The sequence below is a fragment of the Oceanococcus sp. HetDA_MAG_MS8 genome, from assembly GCA_019192445.1.
Taxonomy (GTDB): domain Bacteria; phylum Pseudomonadota; class Gammaproteobacteria; order Nevskiales; family Oceanococcaceae; genus MS8.
This window is the reverse complement of sequence record JAHCMK010000003.1, coordinates 330698-355889: the sequence shown is the minus strand read 5'-3', so window position 1 is coordinate 355889 and position 25192 is coordinate 330698. Positions and strand designations below refer to the sequence as shown.

The 25192-nt window shown below is 58.5% G+C and carries 20 protein-coding genes; 11 read left to right on the top strand and 9 right to left on the bottom strand.

Going from position 1 to position 25192, the window contains the following annotated elements:
• Nucleotides 1-29: 29 nt before the first annotated feature.
• Nucleotides 30-2156 (bottom strand): PhoX family phosphatase, encoded by a 2127-nt coding sequence (locus tag KI787_07450; GenBank protein ID MBV6629784.1) that lies wholly within the window; start codon nt 2154-2156, stop codon nt 30-32.
• Nucleotides 2157-2509: 353 nt separating this feature from the next.
• Here KI787_07450 and KI787_07445 point away from each other — a divergent pair, with 353 nt between their 5' ends.
• Nucleotides 2510-3826, top strand: coding sequence for a sulfotransferase (locus KI787_07445; GenBank protein MBV6629783.1), 1317 nt, complete (start codon nt 2510-2512; stop codon nt 3824-3826).
• A 92-nt stretch (nt 3827-3918) separates the two neighbouring features.
• Here the strand turns inward: KI787_07445 and KI787_07440 are convergent, their stop codons facing one another.
• The 4 genes from KI787_07440 to KI787_07425 all read right to left on the bottom strand — a co-directional run bounded on the left by KI787_07440 (nt 3919) and on the right by KI787_07425 (nt 9662).
• Nucleotides 3919-5868, bottom strand: coding sequence for a PhoX family phosphatase (locus KI787_07440; protein ID MBV6629782.1), 1950 nt, complete (start codon nt 5866-5868; stop codon nt 3919-3921).
• 287 nt (nt 5869-6155) lie between these two features.
• On the bottom strand, nt 6156-6539 hold the full coding sequence (locus KI787_07435) for a DUF2237 domain-containing protein (GenBank protein MBV6629781.1): 384 nt from the start codon (nt 6537-6539) through the stop codon (nt 6156-6158).
• A 32-nt stretch (nt 6540-6571) separates the two neighbouring features.
• Entirely contained in the window at nt 6572-7228 is a 657-nt protein-coding gene (locus KI787_07430) for a TetR/AcrR family transcriptional regulator (GenBank protein MBV6629780.1), read from the bottom strand.
• A 79-nt stretch (nt 7229-7307) separates the two neighbouring features.
• Entirely contained in the window at nt 7308-9662 is a 2355-nt protein-coding gene (locus KI787_07425) for an MMPL family transporter (GenBank protein MBV6629779.1), read from the bottom strand.
• 110 nt (nt 9663-9772) lie between these two features.
• On the opposite strand from KI787_07425, the gene KI787_07420 reads away from it, so the two are divergent.
• The 3 genes from KI787_07420 to KI787_07410 all read left to right on the top strand — a co-directional run bounded on the left by KI787_07420 (nt 9773) and on the right by KI787_07410 (nt 14088).
• Nucleotides 9773-10714 carry an alpha/beta hydrolase gene (locus KI787_07420; GenBank protein ID MBV6629778.1) on the top strand — a complete coding sequence of 314 codons (942 nt, stop codon included), beginning with the start codon at nt 9773-9775 and terminating at the stop codon, nt 10712-10714.
• Between the two features lie 105 nt (nt 10715-10819).
• Nucleotides 10820-12049, top strand: a complete 1230-nt coding sequence (locus KI787_07415) for a saccharopine dehydrogenase NADP-binding domain-containing protein (protein MBV6629777.1) — start codon at nt 10820-10822, stop codon at nt 12047-12049.
• On the top strand, nt 12046-14088 hold the full coding sequence (locus KI787_07410; protein MBV6629776.1) for a M3 family metallopeptidase: 2043 nt from the start codon (nt 12046-12048) through the stop codon (nt 14086-14088). The genes KI787_07415 and KI787_07410 overlap by 4 nt, the downstream gene beginning before the upstream one ends.
• A gap of 52 nt (nt 14089-14140) precedes the next feature.
• Here KI787_07410 and KI787_07405 read toward each other — a convergent pair whose 3' ends face one another.
• Nucleotides 14141-15304, bottom strand: a complete 1164-nt coding sequence (locus tag KI787_07405; GenBank protein MBV6629775.1) for a succinylglutamate desuccinylase/aspartoacylase family protein — start codon at nt 15302-15304, stop codon at nt 14141-14143.
• 36 nt (nt 15305-15340) lie between these two features.
• On the opposite strand from KI787_07405, the gene KI787_07400 reads away from it, so the two are divergent.
• The 4 genes from KI787_07400 (at nt 15341) to KI787_07385 (ending at nt 19324) form a co-directional block, all read left to right on the top strand.
• Nucleotides 15341-15853: an ATP-dependent zinc protease gene (locus KI787_07400; GenBank protein MBV6629774.1), complete on the top strand. Its 513-nt coding sequence runs from the start codon at nt 15341-15343 to the stop codon at nt 15851-15853.
• 56 nt (nt 15854-15909) lie between these two features.
• Entirely contained in the window at nt 15910-17379 is a 1470-nt protein-coding gene (locus tag KI787_07395) for an inactive transglutaminase family protein (GenBank protein ID MBV6629773.1), read from the top strand.
• Nucleotides 17328-18374, top strand: a complete 1047-nt coding sequence (locus tag KI787_07390) for an alpha-L-glutamate ligase-like protein (protein MBV6629772.1) — start codon at nt 17328-17330, stop codon at nt 18372-18374. Before KI787_07395 ends, KI787_07390 begins: the two co-directional genes overlap by 52 nt.
• Nucleotides 18375-18658: 284 nt before the next feature.
• The gene (locus KI787_07385; GenBank protein ID MBV6629771.1) at nt 18659-19324 is read left to right on the top strand and encodes an SH3 domain-containing protein; all 666 of its coding nucleotides are present in this window, start codon (nt 18659-18661) and stop codon (nt 19322-19324) included.
• Nucleotides 19325-19360: 36 nt separating this feature from the next.
• Here KI787_07385 and KI787_07380 read toward each other — a convergent pair whose 3' ends face one another.
• Both KI787_07380 and KI787_07375 read right to left on the bottom strand, forming a co-directional pair.
• Nucleotides 19361-19897, bottom strand: a complete 537-nt coding sequence (locus KI787_07380) for a transglycosylase SLT domain-containing protein (GenBank protein MBV6629770.1) — start codon at nt 19895-19897, stop codon at nt 19361-19363.
• A gap of 4 nt (nt 19898-19901) precedes the next feature.
• On the bottom strand, nt 19902-20120 hold the full coding sequence (locus KI787_07375; protein ID MBV6629769.1) for a DUF350 domain-containing protein: 219 nt from the start codon (nt 20118-20120) through the stop codon (nt 19902-19904).
• 243 nt (nt 20121-20363) lie between these two features.
• On the opposite strand from KI787_07375, the gene KI787_07370 reads away from it, so the two are divergent.
• The 3 genes from KI787_07370 (at nt 20364) to KI787_07360 (ending at nt 24312) form a co-directional block, all read left to right on the top strand.
• Complete coding sequence (locus KI787_07370) at nt 20364-21125, top strand: SDR family NAD(P)-dependent oxidoreductase (GenBank protein MBV6629768.1); 762 nt, start codon at nt 20364-20366, stop codon at nt 21123-21125.
• Nucleotides 21125-21988, top strand: coding sequence for an SDR family NAD(P)-dependent oxidoreductase (locus KI787_07365; GenBank protein MBV6629767.1), 864 nt, complete (start codon nt 21125-21127; stop codon nt 21986-21988). The genes KI787_07370 and KI787_07365 overlap by 1 nt, the downstream gene beginning before the upstream one ends.
• A gap of 512 nt (nt 21989-22500) precedes the next feature.
• The gene (locus KI787_07360) at nt 22501-24312 is read left to right on the top strand and encodes a hypothetical protein (GenBank protein MBV6629766.1); all 1812 of its coding nucleotides are present in this window, start codon (nt 22501-22503) and stop codon (nt 24310-24312) included.
• A 63-nt stretch (nt 24313-24375) separates the two neighbouring features.
• Here the strand turns inward: KI787_07360 and KI787_07355 are convergent, their stop codons facing one another.
• A complete protein-coding gene (locus KI787_07355) occupies nt 24376-25008 on the bottom strand; it encodes a hypothetical protein (protein MBV6629765.1) in 633 nt (210 codons plus the stop codon).
• Nucleotides 25009-25192: the final 184 nt, after the last annotated feature.

The following is a 25192-nucleotide window of genomic DNA, read 5'->3' as shown; positions in this document are numbered from 1 at the left end:
GTTAATTGGCGATCAGATGCAGAGCTGGTTTAGTCCTGGCCAATAACGCCGCCATCGTCACGCGTAATCACAATGGTCGCTGGACGGGGCCGGGCAATCTCACCATCTCGGGCCGGGGAGTCCACGGTGGCATCTTCAGCAATAGGCCAATTGTTGCTCAGCTCCAGACGCGGCAGTTCGCCACCCGGATGCTGGATGTTGATGAACATGGTTTTGCCATCCGGCGTGGTGGCAATACCCGTCACTTCACAGCCCGCCGGGCCCACCATGAAGCGACGCAGCGCATCTGGTCCCAACTGTTGCCCAACGAAGGTTTGCTGACCATCAATGTCAACCTCTTGGCCATCTCCCACCCGTCCCGGAATCGCCGCCAAGAGCTGATTGTTGGTGAACTCTCTCAGGCTGCCATCGTCGGTTTGAATCCAGAGCAGGCCACGCTCGCTGCGTGGGTCAAACCACAGCCCGTCCGGGCTGGCGAAGGCATTGGTTTCGTCCAAGTTGGAAATATTGACTGAGTCCGGGTCTGCATCGGCTGGGGCACCAAAGAGAAAGATGTCCCATTGGAATCCGGTCGCGGCCGGGTCATCGCCAAATTCGCGCCAACGAATGATGTGCCCGTTGTGGTTGCCCTCAAGCTGGGGGTCATCGTCGGCTTGGTAGTTGCGCGGGTTGGCCGCATCAACCGGCTCCTGGCCAGCCTGACCACGGTTACGGTTATTGGTGAGGGTCATATACACCTCACCGTTGGCCGGGTTCACCGCACCCCACTCGGGGCGGTCCATCGGTGTAGCCCCAACCAAGTCCGCCGCCGCACGAGTGTTAACCAGCAGCTCGGCCTGGGAACTAAAGTTTGCGGCCAAGATGGGGTTATCCATGCTCAGCTCCAACCACTCTCCGGTGCCATTGGAATCGAAGCGCGCGACGTACAAGGTGCCCTCATCCAAGATACTGCCGTTGGACAGCCCCGGCCTGTAGGCCTGCGCCGTTACAAACTTGTAGATGTACTCACCGCGTTCATCGTCACCACTGTAAAACGCGAGCGGTTGGCCAGGAATGGCGCGGCTAGGCCAGCAACCTTCATGTTTAAACCGGCCCAGAGCCGTGCGCTTTACCGGCGTCGAGGTGGGGTCGTAAGGGTCAATTTCCACCACCCAACCAAAGCCATTGGCCTCATTGCGAAAGTCTTCGCTGGCATTGGCTCCAGTCGGAGTGGTATCAAAGCGCGTGTAGAGACTGTCCTCAGCCGCCGTTTCCCAAGCGTAGTTGGTATCTGCATTCACCCCATAACGCGTTTTTGTGGCTGGCGGTGTGGCTTCATCGGTTTTGAAGTAGCCGTGCCAGTTTTCTTCGCAGGTGAGATAAGTCCCCCAGGGCGTGTAGCCCATAGCGCAGTTATTTAATGTGCCGCGTGTGCGGGTACCATCCGGGCTGAAGGCGGTTTGCACAAACTGCGAACCACCCACTGGCCCGGCAATACGCATTTCGGTACGCGCAGTAATCCGGCGATTGAATACCGAATCCTGCACGACTTCCAAGCGGCCTGTGGCGCGAGAGATTTCCACGACGGAGACACCGTGTGCTGACATTTCCCGGATCACTTCACCGAGTTCAGTGCGGCTGCCAGATTCATCCACGGTGGGGCCGCCGTTCTCGTGCATCGCCCCGAGGATGAACACGTTTTCATGGTTCATCACCAATAAGCCGTTGTCGGAGTTATCGCTGTCGAAGCCGGGCAAGGGGAAGTAATGCATGCCGTCGTGACCCGTTCCGGCACGGTCAACGTAGGTCGCGGGGTCATCGGTGCCATCATTCTTGAACGCTGGCACCGAGCTTGTGAGGGGATCCCCAAAGGCGTAGAGCACCCGCGCGCTATAGCCCTCAGGAACACGAACCGCATCCCCCTTAAAGGGCGCAATCGACGTGAACCCTAATCGAGGCTCCCCTTCAAGGCGACCACCCTCGCCGCAGGCTGACAGCGCCAAGGGGCTGGCAAAAGCCACGCTTGACAAGCCCAGACCCGCTCTCAGCGTATCCCTACGCGACAGCCGGGCATTCAATACCTCGGCAAAAGGAGTATTGGTGCTGGGGTTAATGCCTTCATCTTCGGCATCGGTCACGGTGTGGTATGAGTCGATCGAAGTCACGGTGTTCTCCATAGTCCATTCGCGAGCCATTACTCACAGGCTCGGGCAGCAAAAGCCGCCTTAGCATGTGGCCTGTAGATGAAGTGCACATGACACAACGGCGTCAGATGAGGCCTAGCGACTCTGCCGCCAACGTGATGCCGAGGACTTCAGAACGCAGCCGCTGAGTCACAGCCATTGAATGCTCCAAGGCGGGCGCGGAAATCAGAGATTTCCTACGTCGGGAGCGGGGTATCCGTCGGGCAACGCGGGCTACAATCGACACATTGCCCCGAGCAGGGTCGGCGGCAATGCGGGGCTCGGTGGTATCTGGAGGAGATATACCGAGGAGCCGTACCGGGACACTGACATGGAAGGCTCAAAGCGTGGAACAAAAAGACATTGAAGTCGGGGTATTGGAAGCGGTTGAAGAACTGCTAGTAGCTATGGAAGCCGAGTTCGAGGAAGAGCTCAGTGCGGAGGTGACCTTGGTTGAGGACTTGGAGTTCTCATCCATTGATTTTGTGCAGCTCATCGTTGCCATTGAAGAAAAACTCGGCCAGAAAATTGGCTTTCAAGACTTGCTGATGCAAAACGGCAAGTACGTGGATGATTTGAGTATTGGCCAGGTCATTGACTTCGCCACCAGTCGATTGACGAATCCGCAGGCGGCAACGGCCGCTGTCGCGGCAGCAAGCCCAGCCATGCCGTCGCCGGCAGAGCCGAGCCGTCCTAAGATTACGGACGCTGATGTGGGACGGTTTTTAGAGCTGATCAAACCTCGCCAACTCCCAGCGCCCCCCTCTGGCACCCGCAAAAACCCGCGAGCGGTCTTTATTTTGTCGCCGCCGCGATCCGGCTCCACCTTGTTACGCGTAATGGTTGCGGGCAACCCAGCACTGTTTGCTCCTCCGGAGCTGCATCTGCTGGCTTATGCCAATATGGCCGAGCGCAAAGCCGACCTGAGTGGAGAGCGCGGCGACCAGTTGGCTGAAGGTGTGCTGCGAGCCCTGATGGAAACTCGTGGCTGGACGGCTGAGCAGGCCCGAAAACGACTCAACCAAGCCGAAGCGGAAGGCGCCGGCGTAGGCACCATTTACGCTGAACTCCAGCAAAACCTGGGCGGGCGGCTACTGGTGGATAAAACCCCCACCTATGCCTACAGCCTAGACATCCTCCGCCAGGCCGAAGCCTTATTTGAAGACCCCCTGTACATTCATCTGCTACGCCACCCTTGCGGCATGATCCGCTCCTATGAGGAATCAGATCTCACACGCATGATGCCCTTGCTGATGAAAGGCAGCGAATTCTCCTCGGCCGCATTGGCGGAGATGATTTGGTTGGTGAGTAACCGCAACATTCTCCAATTCGGGCAGCAAATCCCCGCAGAGCGCTGGTTCTCATTGTCTTATGAGAACATCGTCAGCGACCCGGAGTCTCAGATGCAAGAGCTTTGTTCCTTCTTGGGCGTGCCCTTCCACGAAGACATGCTCAATCCCTACAGCGACAACAAAGCCCGCATGACCGATGGTGTGGACTCCTCGTCCAAAATGAGCGGTGACCTGAAGTTCCATCTGCACAGCCAGATTGACCCAGCCGCAGCCACGCGCTGGCAACAGTTTTGCTCGGAATCCATGCTTGGCGACGCCACCACAGACCTGATGCAGTCGCTGGACCAAAGCGTTGCCAGGATTCGTCTTTAAGCGTCGCGCTGGGCATCCATCTCCAAGCTTGCTTGGCAAAAAAAGAGCCCCGCTAGCGGGGCTCAAAAGATGCTTGTCAGCGAAAGCCAGAGCTAGATGATCTCGCCACCATCTTCGCGGCGAATGACGACGGTAGCGGAGCGTGGACGCGTGCTCCCGTCATTGGCAGGCCAGCTACCACCGGGGTGCTGCACGTTGACCATCATGGTGCGGTAGTCCGGTGTCATGACCACCCCGGTCACTTCACAGCCACGGGGTCCCACGAAGAAGCGTTTCAGCTGAGACTGGGTCTCAGGGTTGATGGTGCGATCACCAGGCAAGCGGGAGGGAATCACCGCCAACATTTGGTCGCTGGGGTCATCGCCATAGTCCAGAGGCTGACTGTTATCGGTTTGAATCCAGAGCACGCCCCGTGGGTCGAACCAGATACCATCGGGTCCGCCGAACTCGTTATCAGCGGTCAAACCGCTGATGTTGAAGCTGGAATCCGCGCTGGCCGGTGAGCCGAAGACGAAGATATCCCAGGTAAAGCGCGTAGCATCTGCCGCGCCACCTTCTTCGGCCATACGGACGATATGACCATGGGTGTTTGGCGCCCGCGGGTTCGCGGCGTTCTCGTCACCGGGGTTACGGCGAGTGTTATTGGTGAGGGTGACATACACCTCGCCGGTGTTCGGGTCCACCGTGGCCCACTCTGGACGGTCCATCGGAGTCGCACCCAAAATATCGGCTGCACTGCGGGTGTTCACCAGCAAGTTGGCCTGGGTAACAAACTCAGCGGCGAGGGCGGCGTTCTGGCTTACATCTAAAGGCATCCAGGTGCCGGTGCCGTCGGCCTCGTACTTGGCGACGTATAGGGTGCCCTCGTCGAGCATGTCGGTGTTGTCGCCGTTGGGGTTGTAAGCGCGCGCGGTAACGAACTTGTAGAAATACTCGAAACGCGCATCGTCGCCCATGTAAAAGGCCACTTTCTCACCCGAGCGAATACGTCCTGGCTGGCAGCCCTCATGGCGCATACGACCCATGGCGGTACGTTTCTTTGGGACCGAGTTGGGATCGGTGGGGTCAATTTCGACCACCCAACCAAAGCAGTTAGCTTCGTTCGCCCAATCGCCACTCGTGCTCACATCCCAGCGTGCGAATTCGCCATTGTCTTCGTCAGCAGCGCCAGCCACCTTGGCCCACAGGTAGCCAAAACCGGTAGCACCAATACCCATGCGCTCAGTTTCGCGAGGTGGGTTTTCGTCACTGGTGATGAAGTAACCCTGGATGTTTTCTTCGCAGGTGAGGTAGGTGCCCCACGGCGTGTGGCCGTTCGCACAATTATTCACCGTGCCCCGAGTCATCATGCCGCTGGGGTCATAAGGCGTTTGCAATAAGGCATCACCAGCTGCAGGGCCGGTCAGCATCATGGGCGTTGCAGCGGTGATGCGGCGATTGAAAACACTGTTCTGAACGAAACTCACTTGGCCATTGTCGGCGCGGGTAATCTCCAGCACAGACACCCCATGCGCATTGATGTCCTTGCGTACTTCATCAGGGTCGGTGGGATTGCCGTCGGCATCTTCACTCCGACCCTCGCCCGCAAACAGGGTGCCATTGGTGTACTCATGGTTCATCACCAATAAGCCATTGCGGCTGCCATCAATGGGGAAGTAGTGCATGCCGTCATGGTTCTCGCCCACCTGCTGGGCTTGTTCGGCGGCCGAGTTGCTTCCGTCTCCCGCCCAATTTGGTCCGTTGGCGGCCAGCGGTGTGCCCCAGGGCACCAGGATCTCAGCAACATAGCCCTCCGGGACCTTCACCAGATCGAAGGCGTCCGAGCCCGACACATTCGTGAATTTCAGTTCAGCCGGCACACTGTCCCCATCAGAGTCTGAGCAGGCACTCACTCCGGCCCCGGCAAAAATGGTGGTTGAGGCTAGGCCCAGCCCGCCCTTGAGTGTGCTGCGTCTGGACAGTTTGTGTTCCAGCAGCTCGTTCAAATGCGGACTTTGGCTATTCGACAACTTGGCGTTGCCCTTGCGATCTTGGCGGTCCATGTTTCCCCCAGTAAGAAACAAAAAAGAATTCCCGCACAGACAGTACGGCTGAGGCATGAAGCTTCCGTGGCCAATCTATGACGCCCAGATGGCGTTTCAGTGGCGTCGTTGTTGCCGAAATATGACGCAGCGACTGAGCCCCGGCTCAGACCAGATTTCAGGGACTCCTCGGGGAGTAAGTTGTGATCCACTCAATGGACACTGCCTGCCAGACCAAACCTTCAGAGCCCAGCCCGCTCAGAGCAAGCACTTTGCAACTCACAGGAGATGGACTTTGGCTTTAGGCTTTAACTGGCTGGAGCCGCGTGCTGACGCAGCTGTTCCAAGTTCAGTATTTGCAAAGCTTGAATGGCTGTGGCTTCCAGCACGACCTGGGGTGCGCAGCCGGCACGGCGAGCCTCTTCCCAGCGCGCCGCGCACAAGCACCAACGGTCTCCGGGTTTCAGGCCAGGAAAATCGAACTCCGGCCGCGGTGTCGACAAATCGTTCCCCCGCGCTTGGGAAAACTCCAAGAACTCTGCTGTGAGCACCGCACATACCAGATGCTGACCGCGATCATTGGGGTCATGACGGCAACATCCGTCGCGCATCCAGCCCGTGAGCGGGCTATGGCTGCAGTCCAGAAGGGTGCCGCCCAAAACGTTCTTAGGGCTGTCGTCAGGAGCGTGCATGCGATTTAGTGTGCCCTGGTGATGGCACAGACTCAAGTTGAACTTCGATGCCCCTGCATCCCCTCGATCACCGAAGCGGCGAGCACCATGAGGTTGTCCACCAACACCTCTTCCGGTGTCGCATAGTTCGACAAAATCCAATTCATCGCCACGAATATGACGGCGCCAACAATGGCCCCGCCTTGCAGCTGGGCATCTAAACCCTCCACGGTAGGCTGTGGCAGTAAGGGAGTCGCCTGCCCCACAACCAACTCAATCATGCGTTGGCTGCCCTGCCTGTATGCGCGATCTACCCGGCCAGACACCCCCAGAACCTCTAAAAACAGCACCCTCGCCCCATGGGGGTTGGCACGCAAATGGGCAAATACCGCAGCCAGCGCTGCGCGCGCCATGGATACCGGCTCTTGAGGGGCATGTGCAATGGCGGCTTGAAGCGACTCCGCAAGGTATTGCCACTGCTGTTCGTAAACCGCAATCAGCAAATCTTCAGCGTTTTCAAAGGACTCGTAGTAGTAGCGCTGAGTCAGCTCAGCCCGCGCGCACACGGCACGCACGGTCGCAGCCTTGAGCCCCTCACCGCCGATGAGCTCCAATGCGGCAGACAGGATTTTTTCCCGCCGCAGCTCTTGCCGATGAACAGCACTCGCGCCACGATATCGACGACCCTGGGTGGCATTAATCTCGCTCATCTAGGAATTCTGACATCGTTTGCATTCAGAATCCAAGGGGGCTGGCTCGCCCCCTTCATATGGCCATTTGCGGCCAATCTTAAGTCGTCGCGCGAAGCGCGTCCGGGCTGTCTGAGCTCGCTGACGCAGCCTGAGCAGAGGCTTCGGGTAACAACCACCGGTCCAGCTTGACCAGAAGCGGTGGCAGGAACAACAGGTCGTAGATCAGCGCAATGACGATGGTAATGGCCGTCAGTAGGCCCGTCAGCGCGTTCACTTGGAAGTCCGACATGGCCAAGATGCCAAAGCCTGCCGTTAGGGCCAGCGTCGTCACCAGCAAGGCGGCACCGACCGTGTTGAAGGCATAGTGCACTGCGCCCGGAGCATCCAAACCCTCCTCACGTCGGGCCCGCAGATACTTGGATAAAAAGTGCACGCTGTCGTCCACCACAATCCCTAAGGTGATGGAAAACACCGCAGCCACCGCCAGATTGACTTCGGCTACCAAAACGCCCCATACGCCAAAGCTCATCAATGCCGGCAGAGCGTTAGGAATGAGTGAGATTAAGCCAATTCGCCAAGACTTGAGCGCCAACATCATCGTGAGGCTGATACCCAGCAGCGCCACCAGACTCCCTACTAACATAGAACGGATATTGTTCTGACCAATCGTGGCAAACATCGCCGACACGCCCGTACCCGGGCGGCGCAGGTCGGGCGCATTCGCCGCAAGCCAGGCATCTGCAGCCGCCTGAGTCTCTTGGATTTGCTTGGCTTTGACCCCGCGCAACGTCACCACGAATTTGGTGGCCGACTTATCAAAGTTCACCTGGGTATTTAGATCTAAGCCAAACGGCAGTGAGAACTCGTACAGCAATAAGTACTGCGCCGCCAGATCGGCCTCCTCAGGGACTTTGTAATAGGCTGAGTCCTCCCCATGCATGTTGCGATTCAGCTTTTTGAAGGTGTCCGTAATGGCACTCACATGCAATACATAAGGCTGTTGTCGATACCACTGCGCAAAGGCCTCGACCTTACGCAAATACTCTGGGTCAGAAATACCACCAGGCTCGCCTGCCGGGAGGGAGTAGTTGATGTTGTCGAAACCAGTGAGTCGCTGTTCGACGAATTCGGCCGCATCGCGGATGGGCACGCCTGGATCAAAATATTGGTAGGTGCTGTCCGTCAAGACGTTACGTGGGGAAAAGCTAATCACCACGCCAGCAATCACGACCAAGCTCCACAGCAAGGGCCGGCGGTAGTTCAGCACCCAATGCGCCAAACGGCTCAGTCCTAATTCACGCACGGGCTTGCGCGGAGGCGTCATGAAGCCGGCCAGCCCTGGCAGCAAGGTCATGCTAAAGAACCACGCCAGCAACACCCCAATGGCAGTAATGTTGCCCAAGTCACGGAAGGGAGGCGCGTCAGAAAAATTCAGCGAGAAAAAGCCTACGGCCGTTGTCACCGTGGTCAGAAATACCGGCTGCAGGTTCAATCTCAGTGCATGTTCTAGGGCGGTATCACCATCGCTACCGGCATAGCGCGACTTTAAGTAAGTGACCAACACGTGCACGGCATCACACACGCACAAGGTCAGAATAATCACCGGCGAGGCACCACTCACCTCGTTCAGCGGTAGTCCCAACCACCCTGCCATACCCAAGCTGGCAGGGACGGTGAACACAATCACCGCGACGGTGATAGCTACGGCCCGGAAAGAGCGCATCAGCAACCAGCACAGCAGGCAGATCACCGCGAACATCATGGGGACCAGCTCCACCATGTCGCGATCCATGGACTCTTTGAAGGCATAGTCCACTTGGGGCAAACCCAACACATGCCACTCTAGCTCGGGATAGCGCTCCACCATTTCGTCGCGAATCTCACGCATGCGCATCACCGTCTCAACGGTGGCAGCCGCCGCTTCTTCCACATCATCGGTGGGCATGTTGAGCCGGGTACGGATGGCCGTAGCCGAGCCGTCTTCGGCAATCAGCGCGTTCACCAACATCGGCTCACGCAGAACAATCTGGGCGCGACGTTCAAATTCCTTAGCGCTGAGCTGCTGCGGCTCGGCGAATAAAGCCGTCACCAACAAATCATCATCCTGCCCCTGAGAATGTTGGTAGTTCGCCACCGAATCCACCCGCAGGGCGCGTGGGAATTGCCACATCCGATCAGTGAGCTCAGCCACGACCGCCATATATTCCGGCGTCAGCAAACTCGAGCCATCACGGGTGCCCACCAAAATACTGGTGCTATCGGAGCGCGTGTAGGCATCCTCCATAGCCTCGTGCGCTACCAGCAAGGGATCATCCTGATCGAAGAACTGCTTGTAGTTATTCTCGTCTTTGAGATGCGGCAAGCCGGCCACACTGGCAGCGAATACAATCACGCTCAGCAGCGCCAGCCAACCGCGGCGACGAGTCATTAAGGCAGCAAGGGAATGCGTCATGGGGGAAGTGCAATAAGGGTCTAGCGGTAGATTTTGCCGCATTGCACCATCCAGGTGACGCTTGTCATGCGTATTGACTACGCTTGATGTCCGATTTTTGGAAGATACATATGCTTATGGCCAGAACATTGCTGATGGCGGTTGCTGCCGGGCTCAGTGGTTGCGCGACTCCGGTGCTGAATCATCGCTACCCCCCCATCGGCGATATGGTGGAGGTCAATGGGCAGACACTGCATCTGGTAGATGCAGGGCCTGAGCATGATCCGGAGGGTCCGCCTCTGATTCTGGTACACGGCGCCAACTCCAACCTGCGCGACTTTGAGAGCTCTATTGCCCCGCTGCTCCGTCAACACCACCGGGTGATGACGGTCGATCGCCCAGGTTTTGGACACTCTCCCCGCCATCGGGGTCAATGGCAGGACCCCGCCCAACTCGCCGATCTCATTCTCACTGCTGCCGAGCAGCGCGGTATTGAACAGGCTGTACTCATCGGCCACAGCTGGGCTGGCAGTATTACGATGGCGGCTCTGGTAGAGCATGGACAGCGCATTCGCGGTGGCATTTCCCTCAGTGGTGCTGCCGGGCATTGGGCCGGCGGCCCAGACTGGGATCACGCCCTCGCCGGCTGGCCGATTATTGGCCCACTTTTCGCCCATACCGTGCTGTGGCCTGCGGGGAGTGTCATCCTGGACAGCGCGGTCGCCGGCGTTTTGGAGCCCAACCCCGTCCCCGAGAACTACAGCGAAAAAATTGCGGCGAGTTTGGCCCTGCGCGGGGGCACCTTCTTGGCCAATGGCCGCGACATGCGCGAGCTGAGTGAGTGGCTACAGAACTTCAGCCCGCGCTACCGGGACATTCGCCAGCCACTCCTCTTTTTGCATGGCGCCGCAGACGAACTGGTGCCCTGGTGGAATCATGGCCAGCGGGTTCTACCCGTTGTCCCGCATGCCCAGGCCCAGCTCCTCGATGGGGTGGGGCACTCCCCCCATCACGCGGTTCCTGAAGAACTCGCAAAAAGAATCAGCGCCTGGGCCCGTAGCCTGCCCGAATAAGCAACTCGCAGCTGTTGGGGGCCTGCCTCGCTAGGTGCACGCCAGGCACAGCAAAAACCCAAACAGGTGCGTGATAATGCCCCCACACTTTCAGTCGAGTTGCAGATGACCGCTCCTAAGTTTGATGTCGTGGTCTTCGGAGCCACCAGTTTTGTAGGTCAAATTTTGGCCCAATACCTCTACAACCGGCACGGCGTGGATGGCAAAAGCCTGCGCTGGGCCATGGCCGGGCGTAACCCTGCCAAGCTCGCCGAGGTCCGCAGCAAGCTGGGAGATAAGGCCGAGCAGATCGAACTTATCGCCGTTGATGCTGCCGACGAAGCCGGACTGAAGCGTTTATGCGAGTCGACCAAAGTCGTGGTTTCCACGGTTGGCCCCTACGCTTTATACGGGTCGACCTTGGTTAAGGTCTGCGCCGAAACTGGCACCGACTATTGCGACCTCACCGGAGAAGTGCAGTGGATCGCACGCATGCTGGACGAGCATGCGCAAACGGCAGCCGCCAATGGCGCGCGCATCGTGCATTGCTGCGGCTTCGACTCTATCCCCTCGGACCTGGGCGTGGCCTACACTCAGGAGCAGGCTCAGAGCCGCTTTGGCCAGCGCGCTCAGCGGGTCAAGCTACGCGTTAAGGCCATGCGTGGCACTTTCTCGGGAGGCACGGTCGCCAGCATGGTGAACGCGGCCAAAGAAGTCATGGCGAACCCTGCCGTGCGTAAAGTCCTGCAAAACCCCTACTCACTCTGCCCCAGCGACAAAAAGCTTAAGACCCGCCAGCCCAACGTAAGCGGTGCCCAGTACGACAGCGACGCCCAGCGCTGGGTGGCTCCTTTCGTGATGGCCGCCATCAATACCCGTGTGGTGCACCGCTCCAACTTCCTCTTGGGCTACGACTGGGGCGAAGACTTCCTCTATGACGAAGCCATGCTGACGGGTGCTGGCTTGGGCGGGCGCGTTGCAGCCATGGGAATGACAGCGGCCCTGGGCGCCTTCTTTGCCGGAGCCGCGCTACCTCCGACTCGCTGGCTGATGGAAAAAACTTTTCTACCCGCCCCCGGCGAGGGCCCCAGTCCTGCGGCTCAAGAAGCTGGCTTTTGGGATTACCGTTTCTACGCGCGTACTGCAGACGGCCAGTCCTTGGTGACGAAGGTCACCGGCGACCGCGACCCCGGCTACGGATCCACCGCCAAAATGCTGGGCGAAGCCGCCGCCTGTTTGGCCCAGGATGTACCCGACCTGGCTGGTGGTTTCTGGACCCCGGCCTCGGCGCTGGGTGATGCTCTACGCAAGCGGCTAGAAGCCCATGCAGGACTGCGTTTCGAGGTGCTGCAATGAGCAGCCCGCATAACCCGCTGCTGGACTGGCAGGGGCCGGTACCGCCATGGGCTGACATACAGCCAGCCCACCTGGAACCAGCGGTTGACGCCATCCTCCAGCGCAGCCGGGATGCCATCGCCGCCCTGCTGCAGCAAGACAGCTTCACCTGGGACAATTTTGGCGCGCCTTTAGAAGAGCTAGAGCAACAGCTCCATGAAGCCTTCTCACCTGGCGCTCATCTGCACAGTGTGAACAACACCGAAGAATGGCGCGCAGCTTATGAGGCCTGCCTTCCCAAGCTCACTGCCTATTCCACCGAAATGGGGCAAAACCCGCAGCTGTTCGCAGCCTGGAAGGCCCTGTCTGAGCAACCCAACCTCAGCCCCGAGCAACGCCAAATTGTAGACCACAGCCTGCGCGACTTTCGCTTGTCCGGTGTGGATTTGGAGCCCGCATCCAAGGCCCGTTTTGCGGAAATCCAGCAACAACTCGCGGAGTTGAGCAACCGCTTTGAAACCCAATTACTGGATGCGACCGATGGCTGGCATCTGCACCTGCGTGATAGCAGCCGATTAGCGGGCCTGCCTGAATCCGCTCTGGCGCAGGGGCGCGCCAAGGCCCAGGCACGCGACGAAGAGGGCTACATTTACGGCCTGGACTACCCCAGCTTCAATGCCATCATCACCTATGCGGATGACCGGGCACTGCGTGAGGAGATTTACCAGGCCTTTGTCACTCGCGCCTCCGATCAGAGTCCCCAAAATGGCGGCCCAGACAACCTGCCCTTAATGCAGCAAATCTTGGCCTTAAGGCACGAGGAAGCCCAACTTCTGGGCTATGCCAATTTCGCGCAAGTGTCCTTGGTGCCCAAGATGGCCGAGTCGCCAGACGCCGTCGAGCAATTTTTGTTGGACCTCGCGCACAAGGCCAAGCCTGCCGCCCAAGCACAACTGGCCGCGCTCAATGCCTTTGCCGCCGAACACGGCGCGGACACACCGCTAGCAGCCTGGGATATGGCCTACTGGGCCGAAAAGCATAAAGAGTCCACTTTGGGCTTGTCGGACGAGAAGCTGCGGCCTTACTTCGCCCTGCCACAGGTGCTTCAAGGTCTGTTTTCGGTGGCCCAAAAACTCTTCGGCATTCAAGTGCGGCCTGTCGCCATCCCCTTGTGGCATGCCGAAGCCCAAGCCTTTGCGGTCGACGATGAGCACGGGCAGCAGATTGCATGGTTCTATACCGACCTCTACGCCCGCGAGAAAAAGCGTGGTGGAGCGTGGATGGGAGATTGCGCCAGTCTTTACACTGGGAAGCAGAGCGCGCGCCTACCTATTGCCACCCTCACCTGTAATTTTCGGGCTCCCGTCGGTGATCAACCCGCTTTACTGACCCACGATGAAGTGCTCACGCTGTTCCATGAGTTTGGTCATGGCCTGCACCATATGCTCACGGAGATCGATCTGCCCAGCGTTGGTGGCATCAATGGTGTGCCTTGGGATGCGGTAGAGCTACCCAGTCAGTTTCTGGAGAACTGGTGCTGGGAGCGCGAGGCGCTGGACATCTTCGCCCGCCATATCGAGTCCGACCAACCGCTGCCAGAGCCAATGCTGGAACAGTTGCAGCAAAGCCGCAGTTATAACGCAGGCTTGGCCACGCTACGCCAGATTGAGTTCGCGCTTTTCGACTTAAGGCTGCACCGGGACTACTGCAGTGACCAAGCGGGTGATATCGGCGCCGTGCTGGAACAAGTGCGCAGCGAGGTTGCGGTAGTACGACCGCCCGCATACAACCGATTTGCCAACAGCTTTTCGCATATTTTTGCGGGCGGCTATGCGGCTGGCTACTACAGCTACAAATGGGCAGAAGTGCTCTCTGCCGATGCCTTTGGCGCCTTTAAAGAAGAGGGCTTATTCAACCCCAGCACCGGCGCCAGGTTCCGCGATGCCATCCTCCGGCGTGGTGGTAGCGAAGACGCCGCCGTGCTCTATCAGCGCTTCCGGGGACGCCCCCCGCAAATTGAGGCTTTGTTGGAGCAAGACGGCTTAGCAGCGGCGGCCTGAGCAAGACAAGGCCTGGCCTTGGCCAGGCCTTGTTCCGTCAATGAAGGCCGCTCTACGGCAAGCGCTCCTGCTCGTCGACCGGGCTCATATCGGGCTGCTCTAGCGCACTATCGTCTGACTGCGCCTCAGGATCTGAGCGCACCCCAGACTCCACAATCACATCGGGCTCGGCGGTCTCTACGCCGATACGAAATGCGGCGAACCCTGGCATCACGAATTGGTTCAAAGCCTTGCCCAACACGCGTCCGTCAATAGGACTGGCAATTTCCACATACACATTGGATAAAGGGTCCGTCACAGTGCCCAAAACCTCTCCCGCGCGGACTTTCTGCCCCAGCTCTACAGTGGAAAACAAGATGCCGCCACGGTCCGCACGCACCCACTCAGACTCGTAATACACCGGCTGCGCGCGATCCCAAATTGGCCGACTGCCGATCATCTCCAAGCCTGCCAACAAGGTTTTCAACCCGCGTACAGCCAGCGCGACATCTTCAGCTTGCAGACGATTGGGCTCTCCGACCTCCATGGTGACGGCGGGTATGCTCGCATCTTGCGCTGCCCGTCGCAAGGTTCCTTCTGCAGGGCGCGAATGGAGCACGGTCATCGCCCCAAAATATTGCGTGAGATCCAAGATGGCCTCATCGCGCAAATCGGCACGGAGTTGCGGCAAATTGCTGCGATAAAACGAGCCCGTGTGTACATCGACCAAGATGCTGCAGTGGCGAATGACTCGAGTGAAAAAATCATGCGCTACGCGCGAGGCAAAGGAACCTGTAGCAGACCCTGGAAAGTGCCTATTCAGATCCCGGCGGTCCGGAAGATAACGGCTGCGGCGGTGGAACCCATGCACATTCACCACCGGCACACCAATGACCGTGCCCCGTAAATCATTGGGCTGGGCCAAGGTCATAATGCGGCGGACAATCTCAATTCCATTGAGCTCATCCCCGTGGACGGCAGCCGTGAGGCATAACACCGGCCCGGCCTGGCCACCATGGCTTACCAATACCGGCACAGGCTCCTCATTCAGCCCGTAACCAAAGCCCGTACGCCATGACAAGCGGGCGCGTAGCCCGGCCTGCACAGTTTGGCCCAGCAGCTCCATGGCCGGCAGCGGCGTGGGTGTAGGGCTGGCAGCTGCAGGCTGCTCGTCCTGCCCCCAGCATGGAGTCGTCAATAGGGCAAAGACGAGGAGTCGGAGTGCTTGCAGTACCATTCCCCCATTATAGGAACAACCGTAGTGAGGACATCGATGCAGGCCAAGCAATGGTGTGCGGTGCTACTGGCCGCACTGAGCGCATGGGCCGGTGCAGTCTGGGCAGAGGCCCAGACCATGGGCTGGGTAGAAAAACTTCGGATCGCGCCGGCGGGAATCCCCCTCAAGGCCAAGCTAGATACCGGCGCGCTGACTTCCTCACTCCATGCTACCCAGATCGAATTGTTTGAACGCGCTGATGAGACCTGGGTGCGTTTCGTATTGGACGTAGAAGATGCCGATGGGCGCCAGCACACATTGGAGCTGGAGCGGCCCAAAGTACGCGGAGTGCGTATTAAGGAGCATGAAGGTGAATACGACCGTCGCCCCGTAGTCATGATGCAGTTTTGCCTAGGGCAGCAGTGGCATGAGGCCCAGTTCACCTTGGCCGACCGCTCGCGTTTTATTTATCCCGTGCTCCTCGGCCGGCGCTTTTTGCGAGGTGTGGCCATCGTGGACCCCAGCGAAACTTTCATCACCGACGCCCAATGCTCTGAGCAACCCTCATGAAGCTCCACCCCGTTGTCTGGCTTGCTGCAGCCCTGTGCATCACGGCGCTGCTGACGATGAATATCAAGCATCGCGAACTCGGTTTGCCTTTCAGCCCGGACCAAACCTCAGCCACCTGGACCATCGAAGCGCGTGCGAGCTTCCGTGGCGATGGCCGGGTCAAACTAAGCTGGGCCCTGCCAGAAGACCCACCTGGCTTCACCATTCTCGACGAAGACTTCGTAATTCGCGATTATGGGCTGGCGCAAGAACGTGTCGATGGGCAGCGCCGGGCCTTGCTGTCGGCGCGCAGAGCCTTCGGCCCGCAAGCGCTGTACTACAGAATTTCGGTCAATGCGCGCAGCACTGCCGGTCGCCAAACCAACACCTTTCCTGGCTATCCCGAGGTTCCTGATTACCCGGAGCTATACCGACCTGCTATTGAGAAGCTACTGGCCGATGTGCGCACCCAATCTGCCGACATCGCCAGCTTTGCCCGCCAGCTCATATTAGCTCTGCGCCGAGATACCGCGGACCCAGCCATTGCGCTGCTTCAAGATGAGGCCCGCAGCCTTGAGGCCCAAGCCCAACAAATCGTCGACTTACTGGCAGGCGCACGCATACCTGCGCGGGTGGTGCATGGCCTAGACCTCAAGCATGGCCTACTTGAAGGCCGCCTGAGGCCCATGCTGGAGGTGCATAACGAGCAGCAATGGCTGATGTTTGATCCGCAAACGGGCGATATGGGTCGACCAGCAGAGTTTTTGGTGTGGCATCACAGTCGCCAACGCCCCTTAATGAGTGAGGGCGTCAGCAACGCCGACCTGCGCTTTGCTGTGCGCCGCGCCGAAGCCCGCACCCTAGACCTCGCCCGCGGATTAAATGCGCCCTTGGCACAGTTCTCCCTTTTGGGCTTGCCCTTACATGTGCAGAACACCTACACCATCATGTTGATGGTGCCCTTTGGGGCGCTACTGGTGGTGCTGCTGCGTAACGTCATTGGCATCCGCACCTTCGGCACCTTTATGCCGGTGCTTATTGCTTTGGCTTTTCGAGAAACCGAGTTGTTATGGGGCGTGGTGCTGTTCTCGTCCGTAGTCGCTGCCGGATTAGCCATGCGCTTTTGGCTTGAGCACCTGAAATTGCTACTGGTACCCAGGCTGGCCGCAGTACTCACCTTGGTCATTTTGCTCATGCTGCTCTTCAGCATGGCCTCCTACAGGCTGGGCTTTGACCGTGGCCTGTCAATTGCCCTATTCCCCATGGTGATTTTGGCCATGACCATTGAGCGCATGTCCATAGTCTGGGAAGAACATGGCCCTAGAGACGCCCTGACCCAAGGTCTGGGCAGCCTCTTGGTCGCCGCCCTCGCCTTTTTGCTGATGACGCATCGGCAGCTACAACATCTGGTGGGGATCTTCCCAGAAATTTTGCTCATCGTGCTCGCCGCGACTTTGCTGCTCGGACGCTACACCGGCTACCGCCTGAGTGAGTTATGGCGCTTCCGCAGCGTCTGGCTACCCGGCTCGAACAAAGGCTCGCCGTGAAGTGGCCCTGGCAAGCGCTCAAGGCTGCGGGCATCGTCGGCATGAATGCCCGCAATGGGCATTACATTGCCCGCTACAATCAGCGCCGTCTTTATCCGTTGGTCGACGACAAGCTACGTACCAAAAAACTCGCCGAAGCGGCAGGCATCCATGTGCCAGAGCTGTATGCTGCCATTCATACCGAGCACGACATCGCTGGCCTCGCGGCGCTACTCGAGCGACATGAGCGCTTCGTGATCAAACCGGCCCATGGAGCGGGCGGTGAAGGCATTGTGGTCATTAACGGCCGCCAAGGTCAGGACTTTGTTCGCGCTGGCGGCCAGCCCATTAGCCTAGACGCCCTGCAGCATCACGCCTCTAACATCTTGTCCGGCATGTTCAGCCTCGGTGGCATGCCGGACCAGGCGATGGTGGAGTACTGCGTCGACTTCGACCCGGTATTTGCCCCTATTACGCATCACGGTGTGCCAGATATCCGCACTTTGGTGTTTCGCGGGGTTCCGGTCTGCGCCATGGTTCGCCTGCCCACACGAGAATCCGACGGCAAAGCCAATTTGCATCAAGGCGCAGTGGGCGCCGGTGTCAACCTTGCCACAGGCCATACTGTTGGCGGCGTTCACCATAACGCTCCGGTTCAGCAGCACCCGGACACCGGGGCCCAGTTGGCGCACTTTGCCATTCCCCACTGGCCTGAGCTGCTGCTGTTGGCAGCTCGCTGTTATGAACTGGCTCCCCTCGGTTATTTGGGCGTCGATATTGTGCTGGATCGGCAGCTTGGACCTTTAATGCTGGAGCTCAACGCACGCCCTGGCCTTTCCATTCAATTGGCGACCGGCCAAGGCTTAGCGCCGGCCTTAGAGCGGATTGCCGCGTTGCCAGAGATCCCCAGCGACGCACTAGCCAGAGTGCGCATGAGCGTGCCGGATTTCGACCCCAATTCCACGCCAAGCTCCACGCTCCCCGACCCGGACCTGCATCAGGAGTTTTACTTCTGAATCGCCGGCCTTGCCCTTAGCTGCCATTGGCAGCTAAGCCGCAGTGACGACGGGTCTACGCGAGACAGCCACCCGGAACGCCCGCCGTCTGGCGCAGTGCACACCCATCCGCCCTTAATCCTGAGCCGGTTTTTAGCTATCCATTGGCTCGTGGCCTGGTTCAAGCATGGCGGCTGTGCTGCCTGTACTCACAACATGCCCCCGGTAGCGCTTCCCTTTGACCAAAGCACAGAGGACTCAGCTGGGTGATGCTACAAAGACGTCGGTGTTATCACTATTTCGCAATGAGCCTGCTGCTGTTGAGCAGTGCCACAAGCCAGGCTCAGCAGATGCCGCCTGCCGAGCAAGCTGCGCTTGAGGCCCAACGCGGCAACTACGCCATTGCCTACTGCTTATGGCGCGCCTTGGCCGACCAAGGTGACGCGGATGCCCTGCTGAATCTGGGCTGGATGTATCACAACGGCTATGGTCTGATCTTGGATGACGCACAGGCCTTAGCGCTATGGCAAGACGCGGCCAGCGCCGGCCAGCCAGAAGCGTGGTTGGCCATCGGCAACTTGTATCGCCTCGGCGGCCGTGGCGTACGCCGCAATTTAGGCCAAGCCGCCCAGTACCTGCTCAAATCAACTGCTGCAGGTATTCGTGACGCCGACGCGTTAGCCCGGGTTGTTCTCAGCCAACTAGACGAAGATAGCAGCGGCCAAAGGCTACTGTTACTCAAGGAATACTCGGCAGTGCTAGGCGGCCAACTTGAGGTCAGCGTCGAACGCGCAAACTTTCGCGACCAGGCCTCACTGAATTCAAAAATTCTGCGCGGCTTAACCCAGGGCGCCCAGCTCACCGAATTGAACCGCAACGGGGACTGGGTGCATGCCGCCGTCAATGATGACGCCCTCGTCGGCTGGATCCATCATTCTATTGTGCGGCCACGCCCTGTGAGCGCACCTTAGCGAATCAGCTCGCAGGCCTACTCCAGGCCTTCTACGTTATTCCAGCTCTTGTTTGAAGCGCTGAATCCTCGCCACGTAGTTCTGCGTTTCTTTGGGTGCCTGAGGGCGAATATGCTCCCAGCGATCCGCGGGCGGAGGTGTGCGCCGCTTGGCTTTCAATGCCCCCCCGAGGCCGGCGTTGTACCCGGCAAAGGTGAGGCAGAGCTTTTCGTAATCAGACAGCCCCGCCCAGCTTTTTTGCCGGTAGAGGTAACGGTCGTAATAGATTCCGGCGGCGATATTCCAGCGTGGGTCACTAATGTCTGTGTAATGCGGGTTTTTCGCGCGAATCTCAGCAAAAGTGGCCGGCATTATTTGCATGATGCCAACCGCCCCAACGTGACTCTGGGCATCGGGTTTCAAGCTGGACTCAGCAATGGCCTGGGCTTTGAACCAGCGCCAGTCAAAATTCGGGCCGAAGTAGCGTTTGGTGTACTTGCGAAAATGGGCGTCGTAGTCTTCCGGCCAATCTCGCGATGCATGCACGGAGCCGCACATCAGAGCCAATGCCAAGAGGGTCACCGCATAGCGCATGGTCCTAGTTCAAGCTCAGGCCAATCACCAGCCCCATTCCGATGCCGATACCGATGAATATTCCCATCACCGCCAGACCAACCGCCACGTTGCCTTTTTGCAGCTCGTCACTGATACGGAACTGCATAAAACTCCGAAAGAAGCGCACGCTGGCCCAGCCAAAGAGAATCAGCAGCACTCCGCCCAAACCGGCATAGAGAAGGTTGAGAGTGATTGGGTCCATGCAAACGATCCTTCAAAAAAACAGATGTAGCAGCAAGGGCCACGCCCCCACAGGGACCTGACGGTATGTCACCTCGAGTCAAGGATTAATCAACTTAGCCGTCATGAATGGGCATACTGCGAGCATGGAGACACAAGCTCATCATGGCCGTCTAGGCAACGCATCCCGCACACATCGCCCCTGGCTGCGGCAATATTGGTTTAGCCAGGCATGCCAAACCGCAGCATCCGGAGCCGCACAAATATGACCACGCAGAACTGTGCTCTGGTCGTGGGAGTTGGAGAGCGCCAGGGGATTGGCGGCGCCACCTCCGTCTTACTCGGGCAACAGGGCATGAAGGTGTTTATGGTCGGGCGCACGCCAGGCCGTTTAACCCCCATCGTGCGGGCCATCGAAGACCTCGGAGGGACGGCCCAGGCAATCTACGCCGACTGCACTGACGCCCCACAAATGGAGCAGGTGTTTGCAACCATCCGCGACAGTGGCCTGCCCCTGCGCTTTGTGCTGTACAACACCGGCCGCAATCTGCCCTCAGCCTTCCTGCAAAGCTCCGCCGAGCAACTCGACGGGCAGTTCAAACGAGGGGCGTATGGTGGCCTGATCACCGGCCAGGGCGCAGTGCGCCTGATGCTCCATAACGCAGCCGAGCAGGGCCAGCGTGGCTCGATTTTTTACACCGGGGCCAGCGCCTCCCTGCGCGGCAAACCACTGTTTGCCGGTTTTTCTGCCGCCAAGGCTGGCCTCAGAGCGATGGCGCAGTCCATGGCTCGTGAGTTTGGGCCGCAGGGTATTCATGTAGGTCATGTCGTGATTGATGGCGTGGTCGATGGCGCAATCGTTCAGCAATTTGGTTCCGGCTTAGGACGCCTGCTGTTACGCCGTAAGGGCAAGGACGGCAGCCTGCACCCCGACGCAGTCGCACAAACCTTTTGGCAGCTCCACCAGCAGCCGGTCAATGCCTGGACCCATGAGCTTGACCTGCGTCCTTACAAGGAGCCCTTCTGATGGCCAGAGCGTCTCAGCATGACCGCGGCATATTCGGCCGCCTGCTTCGTGAAATTGCCGAACAACGCCTGAACTTGGCGCAGCGAAAACGCAAGCGCGACGCGTTTGGCAGCGACAAGCGTCAGCCGGCCCTGCTCATTTTTGGCGCAGGCGCTCAGCCTGGCATCGGTGCAGCCATTGCCGCACGCTGCGCAGCTGAGGGGATGCACGCCTTTATCAGTGGTCGTAATGCCGCCAAGGTGGAAACCACGGCGCAGGCCATTCGTGACGCCGGTGGCCGCGCTCAGGCCCTCACCGTAGATGTCCGCGACCCCAACGCCATCGCAGACGCCTTCGCCACGGTGCGCGAACACGCTTGTCGCCTGGAGCTGGTCGTTCACAACGTGGGTACTAATCGGCCGACTCCATTTTTGGACATCCGCCCTGAAGCGCTGGAAAAACGCTGGATCAGCGACTGCCGCTCGGGCTTTCTCATCGGCCAGCAGGCGGTGTCCTGCATGCTGGAACAAGCGGATAGCGAGCGCGGCCGCGGGACCATTATTTTCACCGGCGCCTCGGCATCCTTACGGGGCCGCGCCGGCTTTGCAGCCTTTGCTCAAGCCAAGGCTGGACTGCGCATGTTGGCTCAAGCCATGGCGCGCGAGTTTGGCCCAGAAGGGATCCATGTCGCGCATACCATTATTGATGGTGTCGTCGACGGCGATCGACTGCGCCGCAGCATGCCAGAGTATCTCAAAGCCCAAGGCGAGCAAGGCTGCCTGGACCCGGCCGCCATTGCCGAGAACTACTGGACACTGGCCCAACAGCATCGCTGCGCTTGGACCCAAGAGTTAGATTTGCGACCCTCCAGTGAATCTTGGTGACTTGAAACCATCCGTTGTTGTCCCTGCCAACACTCCTTAGAAGTCACTCGCTGTGATGCTAAGGCGATGGGCTTGCTGGGCCCGCATTCCCTGAACAGACGGTACTGCCAAAAAACCGACGAGCTTTTCCCCTTCACCACCTGCGTACTCATTCGTAGCAGGCCCCTGATGATGCTCTGCCAAAAGCAGTGTGAGGCCCAAGACCATTGAACTCACCAAGAATTGACATCTGACAGTTTTTTGACGCGCATCCCCCTATACCTAGTGACTCTACTTCGTGTCATTGGTGTTGCTACATGTACTGCGCTTTTCTTTCCCCGGTGTCAAAGCGCGTCTACAGCGCCCCCCTTCAATCCTCTCCAGGAATCGGGGGGTCGCTCAAAACTGCAGTCCTGACGGCAGTAACGCTGTGCACACTCAATGCGTGTGGAGGGGGCGAGCAAGCTGCGAGTACCCCAGAAGACCTGCCAGAACTGGTCTATCCCTGGTATCTCTCATTCGGAGGCGAAGGAATGAGACTGGGCGCCGCCGACAACCCGGACACGTTCCCAGCTGTTGATGTCACGATCTTTGCGGCGGCTCTAGGCGAATCGCTTTTACAAATCGGCCAGGTCACCAATTTGGCACTGGCGCAATTGGTGGAGCAGACCACATCGTTCACCTCTCTGAGGTGTGAAGATAACGCTCAAGACTCCCAGGAGTACAGCATTGAATGGCTGGATCGAGATAGCGATGGAAGTGTGAATCCGGGTGATCAGATCAAGCTGGAGTACGACAGATGCTCCATGCAGGCTCTGGGCGCCCAAGTGTCTGGCTCTGTAAGCATGATGATGCGCAGCGGGACTCTAGATGCCAGCCAGAGCCAAACGAGCATGGAATTTTTCATGACTCTTCGAAGCCTTTCCATCAGTGACACTCTTCCGGTGTCTGGGACCTGGCTGTTTCGGCATACAGAGCATCTTGGTAGGGCCACCATTTCGGTGCACAGCACGGAGACTCCGGCGCGTGTATCCATGGATGCCGGTGGCGCACCGCTGACGGTACTGGTGAGCGAGTTTTCTGCGGAGAAGTCGCTCAGTTATCCAGACTATGGCAACACCTTTGCTTACTCTGGGCGGTTTGACTTTCCGCAGCTTGATGCCTTCGTCGAGCTATCCACGGACACGCCATTTTCGGGGTCTTTTGCTGAGCCACCTAGCAGCGGTGGCTTAACTTTGACTGGCGGCGCGGGGACTCAAGGACAGTTAAGGGCTCGTCCCGTGGACGCAGATTTAGAGTTCCGGGGCGAGTATGACGGCGACGGACTCTTTGACGACGACAGACTGCCCTTAATGTGGACCGAGGTATTAATTGGTTCCTCCTTAGTGCCACTGTTCCCTATGCTGGAATCGAATTACATCCTCCCGCCTTTCGATGTTCGTGCCGAGGTCCTGGAGCTGCCTGGCGAAGGTCATGCCTTGGAAGCTGGGTGGGACTTCTCGAACGTCTACGTGAGCTTGCCCAATCTTGGCGACGTAGTACGCATTGACCCCGCGAGTTTCGCCATAGCAGAACACATAGCCGTGGGTCCTGAGCCCCGCGGCATGCACCTGGGATGGGAGCGCCTACACGTCGCCCGTCGAGGAGGCCTCAGTTCAATATCGCTCAGAGATGGCTCCCTGGTCACACTAGAATTGGGCTCGGTGTGGGACGCAGAGCAGGGTTGGGATGTTTCAGCCGCGAGCCCGATCCAACTCCTTATCAGCGCCAAACCCGATGCTGGTCGCTCGGCCTACCTTGCCAGCGTGGAATACGAACCCCAGCCAGATGGGTATCCGTTCTTTGCACCAGTCAAACGTGCACTCGACGGGGAGTCTTTGCAGAGTGCATTGATCTTTGCACCAAGCGAATTTGGATCTCCCGGCGCTTACGCTGCGCAATTATCTGACCCAGCGGTGGTGTATGAGTTCGACGGCGTAGACCTCACCCCGGTTGCGACGCAGCGTCGCGTTCTGGAAACGAGCATAAGCAGCGAAGAAGGCCCGAGCCCCACTCTGACCCTTAGTGACATGCAAAACCTAGTGTTCACCAGCGCAGGCCAAGCGCTTGATACGACGGATCTGTCGGCTGTCGGCAATATCGTCCCCGGCCCCAATACCGTGTTGGACGAACACATTATTGTCAGCCAAGGCAACAGCCTGATTTGGCACTCTTTGGCGACGCTGAAGGAGACTCAGCGGCTACGCCACAACTGCCCAGATGGCGCGACTAAAGCCGTACTCGCGACCGGTGACGCCATACTGATACTACGCGGCGACTATCTATGCCGTGTCCTGACTTATTGAGCCCGCGACACATCGAATCTCTCTCCACCATGCAGGTGCAGGTGCAGGTGCAGGTGTTGTGGTCTAGGGCCTAAAGTAAATCAGCTCTTGCTTAGGAATCGCTTCGCCCATGGCGTCTTGCACGCCCGCTTTAATGAGTTCGGCTGTCCAGTTCCGAATATAGGCCTCGATTCCCTGTCTATAGAATCGATCTGGGTTCTTAGGGTCAGCCGGCGGAACCAAGTGTTCGATTTTGGGGTTTGCGAGTTGGCACCCGCGACTGTTGGTCCGTGCAGGGCTCGCCAAGTAGGCGTGCATACAGATATTAGAGTAGGCCATGTGCCGATTAGAACCGAGGAAGGAGAAGGTAAAAGGGCCGTAGTGACCCGAGGGATGGCTCACATCGCTTAGCATCACAGCGCCCTCTCTGGACCAAACCCGGATGATCAAGTCGAGATCATAAGTCTTGGTAATCTCCGTGATGATCTGTTCAGCATCGGGTGATGCAACCAAATTCCCGTCCCACTGCCTGGGAACAAAGGAGTTCTCCAAAGCCTCACGTTGCTGCAGCGATAGGTCTAAGGCAACAGGAACCATGCCCGCTCGCCTCAGCTCACGCTCCAACCTTTGCTCTACGAAGGGCTGCATTGGTTTAAGTAATGGATAGTCATTAGTCGCGTTGTTAAATATCGTGGTGCCGACATAAACATGCGTCATCTGATCAGGAAAGCCATGGAAAACCATCCCGACACGGGAGTTCTCGGCAACGGGAGATCGAATTAATGGCTCATGGGCACAGCCAGCAAGTACGCCACCAATGAGCACCCATGCGACCCCACTCCCAGAAAAAAAACTTGCACTGAAGAGCTTTTGAGTGATCTTCCGGCACACCATATCCCCT